Source organism: Paenibacillus sp. 05T425 (assembly GCF_056396205.1).
The window spans coordinates 278,720-298,277 of the sequence record NZ_JBFTLA010000005.1; the positions used below are offsets into that span (position 1 = coordinate 278,720).

Sequence of the window (19,558 nt, forward strand, 5' to 3'; positions counted from 1 at the left end):
AGTGGAAGAGGAGAAGATAGCAGTGGTTCAAGAGCATCAGGATGAACAAAAAGTTTGGAAGCAGCTTGAAGAGCTTGCGGAGGCGGCGGAGCTTAACGCAAATTCCGCCTTTCGCCGAATCGAGCGAATAGCTGAGCAAAATCAGTGGAAAGTTATTCAAGCCTTCCAGCGCCATAAAGTGAGCGATTTTCATTTTAACGGATCGACCGGATATGGTTATAACGATCGCGGCAGGGAAGTGCTTGATCTTGTCTACGCCGATGTGCTAGGCGCTGAAGCGGCGCTGGTACGACCTCACTTTGTATCGGGCACGCATACGATAAGCTGTGCCTTATTCGGAGTGCTTCGGCCTGGCGATGAGTTGCTTTACGTTACAGGCAAGCCTTATGATACGCTGCACAAAGTCATTGGCAAGCCGGGAGACGGCAAGGGCTCGCTGCAGGATTGGGGAGTCATCTATAATGAGGTGGCGCTGCTAGAGAATGGCGGGCTGGATTGGCCGGCGATTGAAGCGGCGATCAAGCCCGAGACGAAAGTAATCGGTATACAGCGCTCGCGCGGATATAGCTGGCGAGCTTCTTTTACGGTGTCCGAAATAGGGGATATCGTTAGCCGAGTAAAAGCGCTTAAGAGCGACCTGCTCGTATTTGTCGATAACTGCTACGGCGAATTTACCGAGCTGCTGGAACCGACCCAAGTCGGCGTTGATCTGATGGCAGGCTCGCTAATCAAAAATCCCGGCGGAGGGCTGGCCGAAACCGGCGGATATATTGCGGGTACGGCAGCAGCCGTAGAAGCTGCTTCTTTCCGGTTAACTGCCCCAGGTATTGGAGGCGAAGTCGGAGCAACGTTAGGCACGCTGCGTCCTATGTATCAAGGTTTATTCCTAGCGCCTCATTTGGTCGGACAAGCTGTGAAGGGCAGTGTTCTGGCGGCAGCCTTATTCGAACAACTAGGCTTCGAGACGAAACCTCGCTGGGACGAACCGCGTACCGATCTGATCCAAGCGGTTCGATTCGGACAAGCCGAGCATTTGATCTCATTCGTTCAGGGTATTCAACAAGCAGCGGCAGTTGACTCGCATGTCGTACCAGAGCCTTGGGATATGCCGGGCTACGAGAATGCCGTCATCATGGCGGCCGGTACATTCATTCAAGGCGGCAGCCTTGAGTTATCCGCAGACGCTCCGATACGTGACCCGTATATTGCCTACATGCAGGGGGGACTTACTTATGCCCATGCCAAATACGGCGTTTTAACCGCATTGAAACAACTTGTTTCGAAAGGATTAATTGTGATTAAACCTTACATAACTTGACACGTTTCGGGTGCAACGTTAAAATGAACATATAAAAGAGCGACTGGAAGGTTGATGCGACATGGCTGATGATATTCGCAGAAATATGGCATTATTTCCGATTGGCATCGTAATGAAGCTTACGGATTTAACGGCCCGCCAAATCCGCTATTACGAGCAGCATGAACTGATCGTGCCTGCAAGAACAGCAGGGAATCAACGATTGTTTTCATTTAATGACGTTGAGAGGCTACTAGAAATTAAATCATTGATCGAGAAGGGCGTTAACATCGCCGGCATTAAGCAAGTCATGAATCCGGTTTCAAAGGAATCGGACGATGCAACAATCGTAAGCGAGCAATCCGAGGTCAAGCGGCGCGAGCTTTCGGACGCGCAGCTTCACCGCATGCTCAAGCAGCAGTTGCTTGAGAAGAGACCGGGCGGTCAAGCGTCATTGATCCAAGGACAACTGACTCGCTTCTTAAACAAGCGATAGTCTTGCTACAATAACAAGCATACTGAAACGCAAACAAAGGAGATGATAGTGTGGGTTACACTAAAGAGGACATCAAAGCAATTGCCAAAGAACAGAATGTACGTTTCATCCGTTTGCAATTTACCGATTTGCTTGGAACGATCAAGAATGTCGAAATTCCGGTAAGCCAGCTTGAGAAAGCGCTCGATAATAAAATGATGTTCGATGGATCTTCCATTGAAGGTTATGTTCGTATTGAGGAATCTGACATGTATCTTTACCCGGATCTGGACACATGGGTTATTTTCCCATGGGTGACACAAGACCGTGTTGCTCGTCTGATTTGTGATATCTATATGCCTGACGGCACGCCGTTCGCAGGCGACCCGCGCGGTATTTTGAAGCGTGCGCTTAAAGAAGCGGAAGAAATGGGCTACACGGCAATGAATGTTGGTCCTGAACCGGAATTTTTCTTATTCAAAACCGATGAAAAAGGCGAGCCTACAACGGAATTGAACGACCAAGGCGGTTATTTCGATCTTGCGCCAATGGATATGGGCGAGAACTGCCGCCGTGAAATCGTATTGACGCTTGAAGAGATGGGCTTCGAGATCGAAGCTTCTCACCATGAGGTTGCTCCAGGACAACATGAGATCGACTTCAAATACGCGGATGCGATTCGCGCAGCGGATCAAATCCAAACCTTCAAGCTCGTCGTTAAGACGATTGCACGCGAGCATGGTCTTCATGCATCCTTTATGCCAAAACCGCTGTTCGGCGTTAACGGTTCCGGCATGCACTGTCACCAATCGTTGTTCCAAGGGAATACGAACGTATTTTATGATGAGAAGGACAAGCTTGGTCTAAGCGCAACTGCTCGTTATTATATGGCAGGCGTCCTGCAGCATGCGCGAGCAATGGCTGCGATTACGAACCCAACAGTTAACTCTTACAAACGTCTCGTACCGGGCTATGAAGCTCCAGTATACGTAGCATGGTCGGCGAGCAACCGTTCGCCAATGATCCGTATTCCGGCTTCGCGCGGTCTCAGCACACGCGTTGAAGTACGTAACCCAGATCCTGCGGCTAACCCTTACCTCGTACTTGCGGTAATGCTGAAAGCGGGCCTTGACGGTATTAACAACAGAACGGAGCTTCCTCCTCCGACAGACCGTAACATCTACATTATGACAGAGGAAGAGCGTCTGGACGCGGGTATACCGAGCTTGCCAGGCGATCTGAAGGAAGCGCTTGACGAAATGCTTCGCAGCGATGTCGTATGCGACGCGCTAGGCGAGCACGCGCTTGCTCACTTCTACGAGCTCAAAGAAATCGAGTGGGACATGTACCGCACGCAAGTTCACCAATGGGAACGCGATCAGTACTTGACGCTTTACTAATCAATAGGATCAACTATAACCCGCTAAGGCTTCTGCGAATGCAGAAATCTTAGCGGGTTTTTCTGTAAATATTTTGGATCTTTATAAAGATGAATTTAGAATTATTAATTGGATTTCTGAGACTGTCGATTAACTGTTTACCAATTTAGATATGATTTCAATTTATATGATTTTTCACACAACGTTAGTAAAACAAGACATAAACTGAAAATACTTATACGATTTATCATACAAAAGTGGTTAATTCATCCACGCAGCCGATGATTTTGTACGATTTTTCGATCAAAACCCTTGATTTGGCCTCTCTGTAAGGTTGGTTATACGATAAATCGTATAACTATTAGTTAGTCACAATTAATCGACTGCCGCTTTCTTACAGTCAAAAGACTAATAATGAGACAATAGTAGTCTTTGATAGGAACTTATGCAGTCAGATGGACGGGGGGAGGACTTCTGTGGGTTGAAATGCAACTTTCTAATATCAGTAAATCAATATAAAGAAGAGGAGGAACGATGCGCTAGGCTATCGTTCTTCCTCTTCTTGTTCGTAGCTCAATGATTAGTGAATATCTCTGAACAATCCAATGACTTTACCGAGGATCGTCACGTTCTGGAGTAGAATAGGCTGCATGGAGGAATTCTCCGGTTGGAGACGTATGTAGTTCTTCTCCTTGTAGAACGTCTTAACGGTAGCTTCATCATCCTCGTTCATGGCTACGACGATATCGCCATTGTTGGCAGTACGCTGCTGGCGAACGATGACGTAGTCTCCGTCGTGAATGCCGGCTTCGATCATGCTCTCTCCCTCAACGTTCAGGATGAAGACGCTGCTGTCGCCAACAAAATGTGATGGAAGAGGGAAGTAGTCCTCAATATTCTCAGTAGCTGTAATCGGCACGCCTGCTGTTACTTTACCGACGATTGGCACTTTAGCGACGGCAAGCGGGATAATACCGTCCACGCCTTCCGTATCCAAAATTTCAATAGCGCGAGGTTTGGTAGGGTCGCGGCGGATAAGGCCCTTCTTCTCTAAACGGTCGAGGTGACCGTGTACAGTCGAGCTGGATAATAATCCGACGGCTTCGCCGATTTCCCTGACGGAAGGCGGGTAGCCTTTCTCCCGGACCTCATTCTTAATGAAATCAAGAATAGATTGTTGTCGGCTGGAAATCTTCGACACTGCGATCACTCCATTAGTATGTTTGTACAAAAGTATAGCACAGAACTCGGGTTCGCACAAACATAAGTTCTTAAGCACAAAGGTTCGTATTTTTGTGTTGACTACAAACGTTTGTTCGTGTTATTCTCAGAATAGAACAAACGTTTGGGGTGCTGAGAGATGATGATGAGTCCAAGTTTTTACAGAACAATACATACGCAACCAGAGATGAAGGTTAGTCCTATATATAAACGATATACGGTTGCAGTGAGACGTCATGCACTTAAGCTGATCGTATGCGCAATGCTGTTCGTACTTTTGTTTACGAGCTTTCTATTGATCGGTACGAAGGCATCTGGCAGCAAGAACGCTGTTGCTGCGGTCAACGAGGAACTTGTGACCGTATTTACAGGCGATACATTGTGGGGGATCGCTAATCGTTTTGCCAGTGAGAAGGAAGATATTCGCTACGTCATCTATTTGATTAAGGAGCGTAACGGATTAKAGTCGACGGACCTGTATCCGGGGCAGAAGCTTGTTATTCCTTCTATATAATGAACTTGTACGCAGAGAGCATCTGAACCGGAGACGGTTTGATGCTTTTTTTCGTTATTTCAGCTTAACTTTTTGCGGACATAATCTAAGTGCCGCCTTGACAATTACGCTTTGAAAATGTCAAAGTAAAGGATAGAACATTTACAGCATGAGGGGAGTTTAACGTTCAATATGGATATGGATAAGTTAATAGCTCGGATCAACGAGCTTTCTCGGAAAAATAAAACGGTAGGCTTGACCGACGAGGAAACGTCCGAGCGTGATGAGCTTCGAAGGCAGTATTTGAACAACTTTAAGAGCAACTTCAGACAGCAGCTCGATACGATTAAGTATGTTGAGGACGAGGACCAGGATAACGTTAAGCATTAAGCGTCTGTTATGGCCGAGTTCCGCTTGGCCTTTCTTCCATAAAGTCTTGTGTACGAGAACCATTTCTGAAGCAATGGGGGAATTCATCTATGAAGTATCGGTTGCTTGGCAGAAGCGGGCTTGCCGTCTCTGAATTATGTCTAGGAACGATGACGTTCGGTAACACGACAAGCGAACAGGATTCGATTGAAATGATCGGCCGTTTCTATGACAAAGGCGGAAATTTTATCGACACGGCAGATGTTTATGTTAGTGGTCGATCGGAAGAGATTGTGGGTAAGGCAATACGCGGCAAACGTTCGGAGACGGTACTTGCAACGAAAGTAAGAATGGCGACTTCTGGCGACATTAATGGGGTAGGACTATCCCGCAAACATATTATGGACGGCATAGAGGCGAGCGTGAAGCGTCTTCAGACCGATTACATTGATCTTTATCAGGTCCATGTGTGGGATCAGGCTACGCCAATTGAAGAGACGCTTCGGGCGCTTGACGATCTTGTTACGTCGGGCAAAGTACGATACATAGGCTGTTCTAATTTTTTTGCTTGGCAATTGATGAAGTCGCTTGCTCTTAGCGATGTGAATCGATACGTACGCTTCGTCTCTATTCAGCCTCAGTACAGTCTAGTAAGCAGGCAGATGGATAGGGAAATGTTATCGTTATGTCTAGAAGAGAAGGTAGCGATCATCCCTTGGGCGCCTCTCGGTGGCGGTTTCCTGACAGGACGATACAATCGCGACATACCGACGGAGGGTCGTCTGACCTCGAAGGTTGGCGAAAGCGCATGGGTGAACCGTGCATCTGACCATAACTTTGCTATTCTAGATGCCGTGGTTGAGGCTGCGAAGCTATTGGACAAAGCGCCAGCCGAGGTGTCATTACGCTGGCTGCTGCAGAAGGAAGGTATTACTTCTCCAATATTCGGCGCTCGTTCCTTAGAGCAATTCGAGGAAAATATGGGCGCGGCGGACTGGGAGATGCCTGTCGATATTTGGGACAAGTTGAACGAAATAAGCGCATTGCCTGATGATTATCCGAACCGGTTCATTACGAAGTTCCAGCGTTCACTAGGATAATTGAGATTGTTCGCATAATAGACAGGCTTGCGGATGTAGGCCGAAGTAGGAGGAATAAGCTTGTCACGTTCTTGGGAGCGCAAGGTGCGCAAAAACATGAGTCAAGTTAACAAACAACGCAAAAAACATGGTGAAGGTTCTATCGTACTAAACGGCGAGAAAGCGGTAAAAATCGTCGGCCGCAATTATATTGCGCCGATTCTACTGCTCCTGTTCATCGGATTGTACGTTATTCTGATCCAGAGCCAGAAGGACTATCAGATCGATACGATGTTTTATGTAACCATTGCATGTTATGTCGTTTTAGCAGGTCTATTCTTCTTAAGACGTCCTTATATCCAAATCGGTAAGGACTATGTACAGACGCGTAGAATGATGGGGGACAAGCGTCTGACGGCTTCTTCCATTAAAGGCATCAGCACGCAGCCTGGTTATGTTGTTATTGAGCCGCAAAAAGGCGGTAATTGGGTGTTCTCGCGTTTGATTAACCGTTACCCTACGGATGAAATTAATGAGAAGCTTAAATTGTTCGCGCAAGCGAACGGTATTTCATTTCAGCAAAAATAAAGGCATGGGAGAGTAATGATTATTATGGCAAAGCAAGCTGTATTATTTGACTTAGACGACACTTTGCTGTGGGATGACCGCAGTGTGAAAGAAGCATTCGAAGCAACCTGCCAGGCAGCTGCTGACCTAACGGGTGTAGACGTTAACGCACTTGAAGAATCGGTTCGCCGCGAAGCACGGGCGCTGTACGAATCGTATGAGACGTACCCATTCACGAAGATGATTGGCATCAATCCTTTCGAAGGCTTGTGGGCGAACTTCCGTGAGGGAGAGCAAGAGGAATTCCGCAAGCTGGAAAGTCTTGCGCCAGGCTATCGCAGAGAAGCATGGACGAAGGGGCTGCTAGCGCTTGGTATAGATGATCCGAAGCTTGGCGCTGAGCTAGCTGAGAAGTTCCCGGCTGAACGTCGGTCGCGTCCGATCGTTTATGATGAGACTTTCCGTGTGCTGGACTCGCTAAAAGGGAAATATAAGTTGCTGCTGCTAACGAACGGCTCGCCGGATTTGCAACGCGAGAAGCTGGCAGGCGTTCCTCAGCTCGTTCCCTATTTTGATCATATTATTATTTCGGGTGAGTTCGGTGAAGGCAAGCCGGCCGCATCGATCTTCAAGCATGCCCTTGAGCGTCTTGGCATCGAGCCGGAGCATGGTATTATGGTTGGTGACAAGCTTACGACCGATATTCTTGGAGCAAATACGATTGGCATGACATCCGTATGGATTAATCGCCACGATATGGTTCGGAATGACGATATTATTCCTACTTGTGAAATTAAGCATCTGGAAGAGCTGCTGCAAATTCTCGAGCAATAAAAGAATAAGCAATAAAATAAGCCCCTCGGCTACGGCAAAGCTGCAGCATGAGGGGCTTGCATTATTGAATTCGATCCGTTACGCTTTGTCCGTTTCGAATACCGGATCAGCGAATGGATGAGCGATCCAGCCTTCTGTTTCGATGAACAAACGAACAGCCACGATTTGACGGTTATCCATTAGCGTGAAGAAATGCGGCTTGTATTCCGGTACGGAAATGACATCGCCTGCTTCAAGCTCAACATCAAAGTAACCAACATCGTCAGTGCCTTTGATGATGAATATGCCTTTGCCAGCTGTAATCGCGCGAACTTCATCTTCGGTATGTGTATGGACGTTCTCGAATTTCTTCAGAAGCTCATCCAGATTAGGCGTTGCTTCGGACAATGTAATGATGTCCCAAGTTTTGTACCCGCGGCGTTCAGCGAGATCTTTAATTTCATCAGCATAAGTAGCAAGCACTTGCTGCTTCTCTTCATCAGAAAGAATGAACTTTTCTTGCAGCTCGGGAGCAAGCTTGCTTGTATTCCAATGTTCATATAGAACTTCCTGTTGCTCTAGAAATGCACGGACGTTTTCTTCGCCGGAGATACGTTGTTCGGTATTGCGAATTCTAATTTCAGCCATGATCATTCCCTCTTTTCCAATAGAAATTAAATGATATAATAATTATAAAACAAATGATGACGGATGTCGATGGATTTGCTTTTCAGTCCTAAGCGATTCTGATAAACTAATTGTTAATGATTTTGGGAAGGGTGTACGAATTGTCTAAACCAACCATACAACAAATGCTGCAAGAGCGCATACTTATTTTGGATGGCGCTATGGGTACAATGATTCAACAAGCAGACCTGAATGAAAATGATTTTGGCGGTCCAGAGCTAGATGGCTGTAACGAAATGCTCGTTCTAACTCGTCCGGACGTGATTCAGTTGATTCACGAGCAATACCTCGAGGCTGGAGCTGACATTCTGGAGACGAATACGTTCGGCGCGACTAGCGTCGTGCTTGCCGATTACGATATACCGGAGAAAGCTAGAGAAATCAACCTCGCTGCGGCTAAGCTGGCACGCGATGCGGCAGACAAGTATAGTACGCCCGACAAGCCGCGTTATGTTGCAGGAGCGCTCGGACCAACGACGAAGACGCTTTCCGTTACGGGCGGCGTTACGTTCGATGAACTGGTAGAGAGCTATTACGAGCAAGCGGTAGCTCTTATCGAAGGACAGGTTGATGCTCTGCTTCTAGAGACATCACAGGATACGCTTAACGTTAAGGCTGGAAGCATCGGCATACGTAACGCGTTTGATACGCTTGGCGTTGAGCTGCCAATTATGATCTCGGGTACGATCGAACCAATGGGAACGACACTCGCGGGTCAAACGATTGAGTCGTTCTATATTTCCTTGGAGCACTTGAAGCCAATCTCGATTGGCTTAAACTGTGCGACAGGACCTGAATTTATGCGTGACCATCTCCGAACGCTGAGTGAAATCGCGAATGCTGCAATTAGCTGTTATCCGAACGCTGGATTACCGGATGAGAACGGCCATTATCATGAATCGCCGGAATCGCTTGCCAAGAAGATGTCGGCATTTGCAGAACAAGGCTGGCTTAATATTGCTGGCGGCTGCTGCGGCACGACGCCTGCGCATATTCGAGCTTTGACGGAGACAATGGCAAACTATACGCCGCGCACGAAGATGGGCGAGCACCCGGATGCGGTATCGGGTATCGACACCGTGTTTATCGAAGCGGATAACCGTCCGATTATGATCGGCGAGCGTACGAATATTTCCGGTTCCCGCAAGTTCAAACGGCTTCTTAAAGAAGAGAAGTTCGATGAAGCTTCCGAAATTGCAAGAGCGCAAGTAAAGGGCGGAGCGCATGTTATTGATATCAACTTGCAGGACACGGATATTGATGAGGCTTATGCCGTACATCAGTTTTTGCCGCAGGTCGTCAAGAAAATTAAAGCGCCGCTAATGCTCGATTCCACCTATGACCATATTATTGAGCTCGGCTTGAAATATTCGCAAGGCAAAGCCATCATTAACTCGATTAACTTAGAGGACGGCGAGTCCAAATTCGAGAAAATATTGCCGCTAATTCACCGTTACGGCGCTGCTGTCGTCATGATTCTTATCGATGAAAGAGGACAAGCTGTTTCGCGTGAAGCGAAGCTCGAAGTGGCGGATCGTTCGTATGATTTGCTCGTTAATAAATACGGCATGAATCCTGCTGATATTATTTTTGACCCGAACATGTTCCCGGTTGGCTCTGGTGACCCGCAATATATCGGCTCTGCTGTTGAGACGCTCGAAGGCATTCGGCTGATCAAAGAAAAGTATCCTCATACGAAAACGATCCTGGGACTAAGCAACATCTCATTCGGCTTGCCGGATGCAGGTCGTGAAGTACTTAATTCGGTTTACTTGTATCATGCGACGAAGGCAGGTCTTGACTATGCCATCGTGAATACGGAGAAGCTGGAGCGTTACGCTTCTATTCCTGATGAAGAGCGCCGCTTAGCCGAAGAGCTGATCTATAATACGAATGATGAGACGTTAGCTTCGTTCGTAGCTGCTTTCCGTGACAAGAAGGTCGAGAAGAAGGAGAAAATATCGAATCTTTCCCTCGAAGAGCGTCTTGGCTCATACGTAATTGAAGGGACGAAGGAAGGTTTAATTCCTGACCTAGAATTAGCACTGCAGAAATATTCGGCAATGGACGTTATCAATGGACCTCTCATGAGAGGGATGGAGGAAGTTGGCCGTCTCTTCAACAACAATGAGCTCATTGTGGCCGAGGTGCTCCAGAGCGCTGAAGTCATGAAGGCGTCCGTCAGTTTCCTTGAGCAATTCATGGAGAAAAACGAGTCGTCCGTGAAAGGCAAGATCATTCTTGCAACGGTTAAGGGCGATGTTCATGATATCGGCAAAAACCTCGTTGAAATTATTTTATCGAATAACGGCTACAAAATTATAAATCTCGGCATTAAAGTACCGCCGGAACAGCTTATCGAAGCTTACCGCAATGAGAAGGTCGATGCTATCGGCTTATCCGGTCTGCTCGTAAAGTCGGCTCAGCAAATGGTCATTACAGCGCAAGATTTGCGCAATGCGGGCATCGATGCTCCGATTCTGGTCGGCGGCGCCGCGCTCACGCGTAAATTTACGAAAACAAGAATCGGTCCTGAGTATGACGGACTTGTTCTCTATGCGAAGGATGCAATGGACGGGCTCGATATTGCGAACAAGCTCATGGACCCTACGCATCGTACGCGTATGGAAGAGGAGATGGCTGCATATAAAGCTTCGGGCGGCGAAGTAGAAGAAGAGAAGAAAAAGATGCCTGAGCTTACGCGTGCGGTTCGTTCCAAAATATCGCCGGATGCTCCTGTATTTGCTCCGCCTGATCTTGAACGTCATGTATTGCGTGATGTGCCAATTCCGCATGTTATTCCGTACGTGAACATGCAGATGCTGCTCGGCCATCACCTTGGATTGAAAGGCAATGTCGACAATCTGCTTGCCGAAGGAAATGAGAAGGCTGTACAGCTGAAGGCTACTGTTGACGAGATTTTACGCCGAGGCAGCGCTGAAGGAATCATTCGCACGCATGGCATGTACCGCTTCTTCCCAGCGCAATCGTCGGGCAACGATATTATTATTTATAATCCCGAGGATCAGACGCAAGAGATTAAGCGTTTCACATTCCCGCGTCAGCAGGTTGAACCGTTCCTTTGCTTGTCTGATTACTTGAAGTCGGTTGAGAGCGGCGTAATGGATTATGTAGGCTTCCTCGTCGTTACGGCTGGCGAAGGCATACGAGATCTTGCGAATGAGTGGAAGGATAACGGCGACTACTTGCGTTCCCATGCGTTGCAATCCGTAGCGCTTGAAGTAGCGGAAGGAATGGCTGAACGCGTCCATCATATGATGCGCGACATTTGCGGCTATCCGGATCCTGCAGAGATGACGATGAAGCAGCGCCACGGCGCACGCTATCAAGGTATCCGGGTATCGTTCGGTTATCCGGCTTGTCCGAATTTGGAGGATCAAGAGCCATTATTTGATCTTATGAAGCCTGAGGACATCGGTGTACAGCTAACGGAAGGTTTCATGATGGAGCCTGAAGCATCGGTATCTGCAATGGTATTCGCTCATCCAGAGGCGCAATACTTCAATGTCGAGAAAGTATAAACGATAACTTTATAAGCAGCAATGAAGCCCTGCAACGGTTCGATAACCGATCTGTCGGGCTTCATTCATAGGCATTAACGAATATACATAAGCTATGCAGCGAGGTGAATTGGCAGTGCACATATGGTTTCTTGGGACTGGCGCAGGCCGTCCTAACAAGCATCGTAATGTTAGCTCGATAGCGCTGCAGTTGCCTGAGCCGTGCTGTGATTGGTGGCTGTTCGATGCAGGCGAGGCTACACAGCATCAATTAATGAAGACGCCGCTTAAATTAAGCAAGCTGACTACCATCTTCGTAACTCATCTTCATGGCGATCATATTTATGGATTGCCAGGCTTGATAAGCACACGCTCGTTTGATGGAGGAATCACTCCGCTTCGTTTGATTGGGCCTCGCGGGTTAAGACGTTACATCGAGACGGTGTTCGAGATTAGCGGAACGACACTCGACTACGATCTGCAATTTATAGAGCTGGATGAAGAGGACGGCCAGCTTGTCTATGAAGATGAACGATTCACTGTTGTGGCATCTACGTTGATTCATCGTGTTCCATGCTTTGGCTATCGCGTTGTCGAGCACGATCAGCCTGGGAAGCTGCTCGTTGATAAGCTTGTGCGGCTAGGCGTTGCAGCCGGTCCGCAATATGGATTGCTTAAGCAAGGGCATGATATTACGCTGCAAGATGGAACGACTATTTACGCGAAGGAAGTTACGGCGCCTGCTTTACCCGGTAGAATTGTAACTATACTTGGTGACACGACGCCATCTCCGAATGCTCTCGAGCTGGCAATGGGCGCTGATCTTCTCGTTCACGAGGCTACTTTCTCCGAAGGGCTCGAGGAAAAGGCTCATTTATTCGGCCATAGCACGACGATTGAGGCTGCAAGTACGGCTACCGAGGCAGGAGCTAGCATGCTGGTCATGACTCATTTCAGCGGCCGCTATCACAATGAAGATTTGTCGAAGCTGGAAGAAGAAGCTAAGCGGTTGTTTGATGGGGAAATTGTTGCAGCTACTGATCTTAAGTGCATAGAGATTAAGAGACGGGTATAGCCGCAGACCGCAGGTGATGGCATCCCGTGAGAAAAGACATATAGGCAGCTCGCCTGTATGTCTTTTGTATGTTGCGCATAGTTGGGAACTCACTGCTTAAGCGAACTTCGGGAATAATAGAAGCCGAGACTATATGTGACGACGACCATTGCTAAAATGATCGCTGCAATGGTATAGCTTTGTAACGGAGTCGGAATCATCATAGAAGCCAAAATGGCAAGGCCTGCTATGACGAATATTTTAGCCCCTGATTGATGCGTCTTGCGCCATACTTCCTCATTCGCGAGTGTGTGCGTAGTCTTAATGCCGACATAGCTGTTGTATTGGAATCTTKGCATATAGTTGCCTATGACCATTAAGAGAATGCCTAGAAACKGGAGAATGACATACGCGATGCTGAAACTATAGCCATATCCAATAGCTATGGTATAGCCATGAATCGCCAATAATCCGATCGTCATAATTAAACGAATGAGATTGAGGCTTGATTCAAATTGCGCATAATTACGCCTTCTCGGATCGATGTTTGGCAAGATGGATTGGAATGCGTTCACGAGCACCATAACGGCAGGCAGTAGAAATAGGGCAATTGCTTTATGGGCGTAATTGTCGATTTCATGTTTGGCATTCCAGTGGATCGGCATTTGATCTGGCATATCTCTATAGACGACGGCACTTGCAACGAGGGCGATGATAATAATTAACCACGTAAAGCGTTTGGTGTTCATCAGCATTACTTCCCTTCTGGTTTGGATGATTGAAACGAAACGATCCATTTCATTAACTCATGGAAAACGGTCGTATTCAGCGAATAATAAATATGTTGCCCCTGTCGTTCATCCCATACTAGTTCCGCTTGCTTCAGCAAGCTTAGATGATGCGAGATGCTGGGCTTCGTCATTTGGAAGTGGTCGGCAATCTCGCCTGCGGTCATATCGCGTTCGCGGAGCAGATCCAATATTTTGCGGCGAGTGGGGTCGGATAAAGCTTTGAATGCATGATTGATGGACATCGCTTTCCTCTTCTCTTTAAGAAAACAAATGATAGGTGTATATATTTAGATGATTATCTAAATGTTTAATCGAATGATAGCAGATGACACGGCTAAGATCAAGCGGATTCAAGTTCCATTTGTCAAAAAATAGAATTGCAGCACGAACATGTATTCTGTAAAATAATAAGCAACATGGGGTTAACGAGGAGTGAACGGTCATGAACCGTTGGACAGGCAGAGCATCAAGCCTTGAGGAATGGCTTCAGCATATACGACAAAACGACGAGATTATGGGCAATGTGACGCATTGGCGCACCATTGAACCGAAACAAGCACGAACAGTACCTCTCCCGGATCGTCTGCATCCTGCGCTCAAGGGTGCTTTGCAAGCGAGGGGAATAAATGAAATATATACGCATCAAGCGGGATCGTTCCAGGCTGTCAGCGAAGGCAGACATGTCGTCACGGTCACACCGACAGCGTCGGGCAAGACGCTGTGCTACAACTTGCCTGTCCTTCAATCATTACTGGACAACGATGAGGGAAGGGCACTATATTTGTTCCCGACGAAAGCACTGGCTCAAGACCAGGTGACGGAGCTGCAGAAGCTGGCAGATCTGATGGAAGTTGATATTAAGACGCATACGTACGACGGCGATACCCCGCCGACGGTAAGAACCGCAATTCGTAATGCAGGGCATATTGTAGTAACGAACCCCGATATGCTTCATTCAGCGATTCTGCCGCACCATACGAAATGGGTGAAGCTGTTCGAGAATTTGAAGTTCATTGTCATTGACGAGGTACATGCTTATCGCGGCGTATTCGGCAGCCATGTAGCTAACGTCATTCGCAGATTGAAGCGCATCAGCAAATTTTACGGGTCTAATCCGCAATTCATTTGCGCCTCAGCGACGATCGACAATCCGCGTGATCACGCGGAAAGGCTGATCGGAGAAAGCGTTGCGTTAATCGATAATAACGGCGCTCCGATGGGCGAGAAACATTTTGTTTTTTATAATCCGCCAGTCGTCAACAAGCAATTGGGCATCCGACGAAGCAGTGTGCTAGAGACACAGAAGCTGGCCGGCATGTTATTGAAGCAAGGCGTTCAGACGATCGTCTTCGCGCGCAGCCGTGTCAGGGTAGAGCTGCTGCTCACGTACTTGCAGGATATCATTAAAGACAAGCTGGAAGCGAAGACCATACGGGGCTATCGGGGCGGTTATTTGCCGAAGCTGCGGCGCGAGATCGAGCATGGATTGCGAACAGGAGAAATTCGGGGTGTTGTCAGCACGAATGCGCTGGAGCTTGGTATCGACATCGGTCAGCTTCAAGCATGCGTGCTGAACGGTTATCCGGGTACGGTCGCAAGCACATGGCAGCAATCTGGACGCGCAGGAAGAAGACAAGAGAGCTCGGTTACATTCATGGTCGCAAGCAGCAATCCGCTCGATCAATACATGATTCAGAATCCGGACTTCTTCTTCAACCGGCCGCCTGAACGAGCGCTCATTCATCCTGATAATTTACTTATATTGATCGATCATGTGAAATGCGCGGCATATGAGCTTCCTTTCGAGGCGGGGGAGAGGTTTGGCTCCGAGTCGCTTGAGGATATGATGGAATTTCTCGTAGAGGAGAAGGTGCTGCATAAGGCCGGCGGACGCTGGTACTGGATGGAGCAGTCGTTTCCCGCTCATAACATTTCGCTTCGTTCGGCGGCGCAAGAGAATTTTGTCATTATCGATATATCGAACGGCAGCCGCGTGTTAGGCGAGGTTGATCGGTTCAGCGCTCCTACGCTTATTCATGAGGAAGCGATTTATATTCATGAAGGTGTACAATATCAAGTCGAGAAGCTGGATTATCCGGAGAAAAAAGCTTATGTTCGCGAGGTTAACGTCGACTACTATACCGATGCAAACTTAGCTGTGGAGCTTAAGGTGCTCCATGTCGATAAGGAACGTGAAGTAGGCGAGCTCGTCCGGCAGTACGGCGAGGTGACCGTCAATGCGAAAGCTACGATTTTCAAGAAGATTAAGCTTCGCACGCATGAGAACATCGGCTCAGGCCCGATTCATCTGCCGGAGGAGGAGCTTCATACGAGCGGCTATTGGTTCTCGTTCAGCGAGGAGGCGGCGGCTCGCAAAAGCAAGAACGAAATGCAATATGCGCTGCTCGGCATCGCGAACGTGCTCGTGCATATCGCGCCGCTTTACTTAATGTGCGATCCGTTCGATATTCGCGTCGTGCCGCAGGTGAAAGCCGTCCATACGCAGCGGCCAACGATATACTTTTACGACCGGTACCCTGGCGGGATTGGCCTCAGCGAGCGATTGTACGAGGTGCATGACGCGCTGATCGAGCAGGCGAAGTCAGTGATTCAATCGTGTTCCTGCTTGAGCGGCTGTCCGGCATGTGTAGGACCGATTGAAGAGGTAGGGCTGCTCGGCAAACAGCAGGCGCTTGATCTTCTTAATGAAGCCGGAGGTACGCCATGAGCGGCCTTCGGGATCGGATGAACCGGCTGCGCGGCAATAGCGCAAGCGAGGATACGAAGATGTTCGAGGAGATCGTTAACGAGCGAGTCGAGAATGAAGCTGTATCAGAAGCAGAAGCTATGGTTGAAGCTGAAGAGCATATAGATGAGGCAGAAGAAGTACTGTCGCCTAAGTGGAAGAAGCTTGGCGTACAGCTGCAGTCGAATGAGACGGGACAATTTCTGCTGCGCAAGATCGTATATCCGCTTGATTATCAGCACGGAACACATACGTTATCGGAGCTTGGACTCGTTGCCGGCAAGCTGAAGGCCTTTCATCCCGGCGATGACAAGACTGCGGAAGCGAATCAAATTATGTTTCTTGACCTGGAGACGACGGGTCTTGGCGTCGGAACAGGCAATGTTCCGTTCATGGTGGGACTTGCGTATCAAGGAGAAGACTCGATCATTGTAKAGCAAGCGGTTATCAGGCATCCTGCTGAGGAACGGGCCATGCTTGCTTATTTAGCAGAGAAGCTGAACGATTATACGTTTTTGGCTACCTATAACGGCAAAACCTTCGATTGGCCCGTCATGCAAAATCGATTTATTTTGAACGGATTTCATCGGGGGATGTGGCAGCCGTTGCATCTCGATTTTTTGCATCCGGCTAGGTCGATATGGAGAAATACGCTTGCGTCTTGCAAGCTAAGCCATGTCGAAGAGGAACGGCTAGGCATTACTCGTCTAGATGATGTGCCGGGTTCTCTTGCTCCGCAGCTTTATTTCGAGTTTCTTGCAACGGGAGATCCCGATACGCTGGAAGGCGTATTCCGCCATAATGAGATCGATATGCTGTCGCTTGTGAGCTTAGCGATTCGATTCGGCCATTTGCTTGACGATATGGAGGCTGCGACGTTCCTGCGTCCCGATCAGCCGGAGGAAATGGTACGCACAGGATTATGGCTCGAGAGAATGGGGAGCTATAAGCTGCCAGACATCTTGTTCGAGCAGGTTGTCCGCTCCGAAATCGCAGCGCCATCGGCGCTTCTTATGCTAGCCGCGCGTGATAAGAAGGCTGGAAATTGGGGGCGCGCTGTGTTATTGTGGCAGAAGGTCATTATTCATTCATCGCTTGCATACGGCATTTACTCAATTGAAGCTTGCACGGAACTGGCCATGTATTATGAGCATAAGCAGAAAGACTTTCAAACAGCGTTGCAATATGCGCGGGAAGCGCTCGAGCATATGGGAAGCCAGCCGCTGCAGCGAAGGGATAAGAAGAAGTCTGCGGAGCTGGAAGCGCTTCGCAAACGGATATCAAGGCTGACGGGTAAGGCTGAACGCTATGGTTATCTCAAATAGCCGTTGCATAACATGCAATTTTTTTCTTAGGACTTAAGGAGGTATACCGCAATGACAACCAAACAGCGAACGATGAGCGGTCTACTAATTGATCTGGACGGTACAATCTATCACGGTTCGAAGCGGATTGAACATGCTGACAAGCTCATATCCGAATTGAGAGACAGCGGCCTTGCTTACAAGTATGTGACGAACAATTCGTCCGCGACGCCAGAGGAAGTAGCCGATAGGCTGCGATCGATGGGTATATTGGCAGAAGCGGATGATGTATGCACCTCCGCTCAAGCTGCTGCATCGTATATTGCTGAGCAGTCGCCCGGCGCCTCCGTATTTGTCATTGGAGAGAAAGGGCTTCGCGAGGCTGTCAGCGAGGCTGGACTCACGATAACCGAGGACAAACCGGATTATGTGCTGCAAGGGATTGATCGGGCATTCAATTATACTCGATTGGCAATGGCTGTACGTTATATTTTGGAAGGCGCGACATCTATTATGACGAATCCCGATTTGCTGCTGCCTACTGAGAACGGGCTGCAGCCGGGAGCAGGCTCGATTGGCGCCATGCTCGCCGCCGCTGGGGGCAAGCAACCTGTCATAATAGGAAAGCCATCGCCTATTTTAATGAACTATTCGTTGAACCGATTAGGGCAATCGGCAGAGGAAACATGGGTAATCGACGATAATATCGCTACCGATATTGCAGCCGGCCATGCTTCGGACTGCGGTACGATCCTCGTCCTGACAGGCTTAACCAATCGTGATAATTACGACTATTATGCAGAGAAAGCCGGCTGCAAGCCGGACGTCATTTGCGAACAATTAGATGAGCTTCGCTCGTATATTTCTACACATAGAGGGATATAAGAGAAACAAACGAAGGCACAGGAAGGAAGATAGCTTTCATGTTGGAACTGCCGGAATTAGACCATGTTCGAGGAGCGCTGACGAATCGATTCGCAGGCGCACCAATTACCGGTATCGAGGTAACTAACAGCAAAACCTTTCAAGTAAACGTTGACGAATGGCGCAAGGATATCGTCGGAGCTGTCGTTTGGTTTATTGAACGCAGAGGAAAGCACTTGCTGTTTCACTTGGATAACGGCAAACGACTGATTCTTCATTTGACTCAGGCGGCATACTTGTATATCGGATCGGCAGAGGATGCGCCGGATAAGACGGCACAGGTTCAAATCAAGTTCGGCGAACGCTTTGTGTATGCGGTTGGCTTGCGCTCCGAGTCCATTAAGTTGTTGTCTGTTCGAGAAGTAGAAGAGATGTTCAGCGAGCTTGGCGCGGATCCGCTGGATAAGAAGCTGACGCTGAATCGTTTTATCGATAGGTTCGCCAAGAAAAGAAGTTCGATTCGGCAAGCTTTGCTCGATACGAGCATATTGAATGCGATTGGATCMGCATATGCGGATGAAATCTTATTCCGAGCGGGTTTACTGCCCGATGCCAAAATTCCGTTACTGGAGAAGGAAACTTGGGAACGACTCTACGAAGCGATGCATAATGTGCTACAGGAAGCGATTTCATACGGAGGCGCGGGCGACTATCCGTTTGCAGCGGACGACCAGTTAACGGGCGGCTATATAAGTAAGTTTAAGGTGTACAATCGGGAGGGCGAGCCGTGTCCGACTTGCGGCGCCGCAATTCTCAAGCTGGAACAGTCAGGTCGCAAAGCCTATTATTGCGGCACCTGCCAGAAGGATAGGTAGGAAGCTGCTTCTGAATCAAATGT

At 48.3% G+C, this 19,558-nt stretch carries 18 protein-coding genes; 14 read left to right on the forward strand and 4 right to left on the reverse strand.

What is annotated here, in order from left to right; translation table 11 throughout:
* The first annotated feature begins 22 nt into the window (after positions 1-22).
* The 3 genes from AC1DF0_RS13210 to glnA all read left to right on the forward strand — a co-directional run bounded on the left by AC1DF0_RS13210 (position 23) and on the right by glnA (position 3,172).
* Entirely contained in the window at positions 23-1,318 is a 1,296-nt protein-coding gene (locus AC1DF0_RS13210) for a methionine gamma-lyase family protein (RefSeq protein ID WP_477574308.1), read from the forward strand.
* A 61-nt stretch (positions 1,319-1,379) separates the two neighbouring features.
* Entirely contained in the window at positions 1,380-1,793 is a 414-nt protein-coding gene (locus tag AC1DF0_RS13215; RefSeq protein ID WP_337101424.1) for a MerR family transcriptional regulator, read from the forward strand.
* A gap of 50 nt (positions 1,794-1,843) precedes the next feature.
* Positions 1,844-3,172, forward strand: coding sequence for a type I glutamate--ammonia ligase (glnA, locus tag AC1DF0_RS13220; protein WP_337101423.1), 1,329 nt, complete (start codon positions 1,844-1,846; stop codon positions 3,170-3,172).
* A 559-nt stretch (positions 3,173-3,731) separates the two neighbouring features.
* On the opposite strand, the gene lexA is transcribed toward glnA, so the two are convergent.
* Positions 3,732-4,352: a transcriptional repressor LexA gene (lexA, locus tag AC1DF0_RS13225; RefSeq protein ID WP_307201327.1), complete on the reverse strand. Its 621-nt coding sequence runs from the start codon at positions 4,350-4,352 to the stop codon at positions 3,732-3,734.
* Positions 4,353-4,598: 246 nt separating this feature from the next.
* Between lexA and AC1DF0_RS13230 the strand changes: the two genes are divergently transcribed.
* From AC1DF0_RS13230 to AC1DF0_RS13250, 5 genes are all read left to right on the forward strand, one after another.
* Positions 4,599-4,886, forward strand: a complete 288-nt coding sequence (locus tag AC1DF0_RS13230) for a LysM peptidoglycan-binding domain-containing protein (RefSeq protein ID WP_477574309.1) — start codon at positions 4,599-4,601, stop codon at positions 4,884-4,886.
* Between the two features lie 171 nt (positions 4,887-5,057).
* Entirely contained in the window at positions 5,058-5,255 is a 198-nt protein-coding gene (locus tag AC1DF0_RS13235) for a DUF896 domain-containing protein (protein WP_477574310.1), read from the forward strand.
* 89 nt (positions 5,256-5,344) lie between these two features.
* A complete protein-coding gene (locus AC1DF0_RS13240) occupies positions 5,345-6,334 on the forward strand; it encodes an aldo/keto reductase (protein WP_477574311.1) in 990 nt (329 codons plus the stop codon).
* A gap of 60 nt (positions 6,335-6,394) precedes the next feature.
* On the forward strand, positions 6,395-6,901 hold the full coding sequence (locus tag AC1DF0_RS13245; protein ID WP_337101420.1) for a hypothetical protein: 507 nt from the start codon (positions 6,395-6,397) through the stop codon (positions 6,899-6,901).
* Positions 6,902-6,925: 24 nt separating this feature from the next.
* Positions 6,926-7,714: an HAD family hydrolase gene (locus AC1DF0_RS13250; RefSeq protein WP_442049780.1), complete on the forward strand. Its 789-nt coding sequence runs from the start codon at positions 6,926-6,928 to the stop codon at positions 7,712-7,714.
* A 78-nt stretch (positions 7,715-7,792) separates the two neighbouring features.
* On the opposite strand, the gene AC1DF0_RS13255 is transcribed toward AC1DF0_RS13250, so the two are convergent.
* Positions 7,793-8,341 carry a 1,2-dihydroxy-3-keto-5-methylthiopentene dioxygenase gene (locus AC1DF0_RS13255; RefSeq protein WP_477574312.1) on the reverse strand — a complete coding sequence of 183 codons (549 nt, stop codon included), beginning with the start codon at positions 8,339-8,341 and terminating at the stop codon, positions 7,793-7,795.
* A 164-nt stretch (positions 8,342-8,505) separates the two neighbouring features.
* Here AC1DF0_RS13255 and metH point away from each other — a divergent pair, with 164 nt between their 5' ends.
* Positions 8,506-11,922, forward strand: a complete 3,417-nt coding sequence (gene metH, locus AC1DF0_RS13260; RefSeq protein WP_477574394.1) for a methionine synthase — start codon at positions 8,506-8,508, stop codon at positions 11,920-11,922.
* A 115-nt stretch (positions 11,923-12,037) separates the two neighbouring features.
* Positions 12,038-12,976, forward strand: a complete 939-nt coding sequence (rnz, locus tag AC1DF0_RS13265) for a ribonuclease Z (protein ID WP_442049777.1) — start codon at positions 12,038-12,040, stop codon at positions 12,974-12,976.
* An 89-nt stretch (positions 12,977-13,065) separates the two neighbouring features.
* Here the strand turns inward: rnz and AC1DF0_RS13270 are convergent, their stop codons facing one another.
* Together AC1DF0_RS13270 and AC1DF0_RS13275 are read right to left on the reverse strand one after the other, a co-directional pair.
* Positions 13,066-13,704 carry an SdpI family protein gene (locus AC1DF0_RS13270; RefSeq protein WP_477574313.1) on the reverse strand — a complete coding sequence of 213 codons (639 nt, stop codon included), beginning with the start codon at positions 13,702-13,704 and terminating at the stop codon, positions 13,066-13,068.
* A 5-nt stretch (positions 13,705-13,709) separates the two neighbouring features.
* Positions 13,710-13,988, reverse strand: a complete 279-nt coding sequence (locus AC1DF0_RS13275) for an autorepressor SdpR family transcription factor (protein WP_442049775.1) — start codon at positions 13,986-13,988, stop codon at positions 13,710-13,712.
* Positions 13,989-14,188: 200 nt separating this feature from the next.
* Here AC1DF0_RS13275 and AC1DF0_RS13280 point away from each other — a divergent pair, with 200 nt between their 5' ends.
* The 4 genes from AC1DF0_RS13280 to AC1DF0_RS13295 are packed head-to-tail and all read left to right on the forward strand — an operon-like array spanning position 14,189 to position 19,535.
* Positions 14,189-16,474, forward strand: a complete 2,286-nt coding sequence (locus AC1DF0_RS13280) for a DEAD/DEAH box helicase (protein ID WP_477574314.1) — start codon at positions 14,189-14,191, stop codon at positions 16,472-16,474.
* Positions 16,471-17,817 carry a ribonuclease H-like domain-containing protein gene (locus AC1DF0_RS13285; RefSeq protein ID WP_477574315.1) on the forward strand — a complete coding sequence of 449 codons (1,347 nt, stop codon included), beginning with the start codon at positions 16,471-16,473 and terminating at the stop codon, positions 17,815-17,817. Before AC1DF0_RS13280 ends, AC1DF0_RS13285 begins: the two co-directional genes overlap by 4 nt.
* A gap of 51 nt (positions 17,818-17,868) precedes the next feature.
* Positions 17,869-18,681: a TIGR01457 family HAD-type hydrolase gene (locus AC1DF0_RS13290; RefSeq protein ID WP_477574316.1), complete on the forward strand. Its 813-nt coding sequence runs from the start codon at positions 17,869-17,871 to the stop codon at positions 18,679-18,681.
* 38 nt (positions 18,682-18,719) lie between these two features.
* Positions 18,720-19,535: an Fpg/Nei family DNA glycosylase gene (locus tag AC1DF0_RS13295; protein WP_477574317.1), complete on the forward strand. Its 816-nt coding sequence runs from the start codon at positions 18,720-18,722 to the stop codon at positions 19,533-19,535.
* Positions 19,536-19,558 lie beyond the last annotated feature (23 nt).

Bases quoted from the DNA above. Each gene is read 5' to 3' on its own strand.
- AC1DF0_RS13215 (WP_337101424.1), top strand. From the start codon at position 1,380: ATGGCTGATGATATTCGCAGAAATATGGCATTATTTCCGATTGGCATC.
- AC1DF0_RS13235 (WP_477574310.1), top strand. From the start codon at position 5,058: ATGGATATGGATAAGTTAATAGCTCGGATCAACGAGCTTTCTCGGAAA.
- AC1DF0_RS13275 (WP_442049775.1), bottom strand. From the start codon at position 13,988: ATGTCCATCAATCATGCATTCAAAGCTTTATCCGACCCCACTCGCCGC.
- AC1DF0_RS13255 (WP_477574312.1), bottom strand. From the start codon at position 8,341: ATGGCTGAAATTAGAATTCGCAATACCGAACAACGTATCTCCGGCGAA.
- AC1DF0_RS13240 (WP_477574311.1), top strand. From the start codon at position 5,345: ATGAAGTATCGGTTGCTTGGCAGAAGCGGGCTTGCCGTCTCTGAATTA.
- metH (WP_477574394.1), top strand. From the start codon at position 8,506: ATGCTGCAAGAGCGCATACTTATTTTGGATGGCGCTATGGGTACAATG.
- AC1DF0_RS13280 (WP_477574314.1), top strand. From the start codon at position 14,189: ATGAACCGTTGGACAGGCAGAGCATCAAGCCTTGAGGAATGGCTTCAG.
- AC1DF0_RS13250 (WP_442049780.1), top strand. From the start codon at position 6,926: ATGGCAAAGCAAGCTGTATTATTTGACTTAGACGACACTTTGCTGTGG.
- AC1DF0_RS13290 (WP_477574316.1), top strand. From the start codon at position 17,869: ATGACAACCAAACAGCGAACGATGAGCGGTCTACTAATTGATCTGGAC.